We start from the raw sequence: 620 nt of genomic DNA, 5'->3' as shown, positions 1-620 counted from the left end.
CGAACGCATAGTTGCCCGCGCTGCTCAGCGTCAGCCCGTTGCCGCCGAGGTTCACGTTCGTGCCGGCCGCGCCGGTCAGTGCGCCGATCGTCTGCGCGCCCGATGCGCCGCTCAGGTTGAACGTCGCGCCCGACCCGGTCAGGTTCACCGTGCCGGTCGACGCCAGGCTGCCGCCCGCGCCGAGTGCCAGCGTGCTGCCGCTGTTGATCGTCGTGCCGCCCGTATAGGTGTTCGCGCCGGACAGCGTCTGCGTGCCGGTGCCCGACAACGTGAGACCGCCGGTGCCGCCGATCACCCCGCCGAACGTGCCGCTGGCCGTACCGCCCAGCGTCAGTGCGTTGCCGCCGAGGTTGAGGCTCGTTCCCGCGACACCCGACAATGCGCCGAGCGTTTGTGCGCCCGTCGCGGCACTCAGATCGAGCGTCGCGCCGGCGCCTGCCAGGTTCATCGCGCCGGTCGATGCGAGGCTGCCGCCCGCGCTCACCGCCAGCGTCCCTGCGTTGATCGTCGTGCCGCCCGTGTAGGTATTCGCGCCGGTCAGCGTGGTGGTGGCCGCACCGTCCTTCACGAGGCTGCCCGCACCGGAAATCGCACCGCCCAGCGTGAGACTGTTGCTGCCG

General features: G+C 71.6%; 1 protein-coding gene. It reads right to left on the bottom strand.

What is annotated here, in order from left to right:
- Positions 1 to 620, bottom strand: a 620-nt coding sequence (locus AP428_RS17575; RefSeq protein ID WP_197285603.1) for an autotransporter-associated beta strand repeat-containing protein, incomplete at both ends; no start/stop codon positions are given.

This window comes from Burkholderia sp. E168m22 (assembly GCF_001319805.1).
Taxonomy (GTDB): domain Bacteria; phylum Pseudomonadota; class Gammaproteobacteria; order Burkholderiales; family Burkholderiaceae; genus Burkholderia; species Burkholderia orbicola.
The sequence above is the reverse complement of the archived record's forward strand: the minus strand, read 5'-3'. Positions and strand labels throughout refer to the sequence as shown.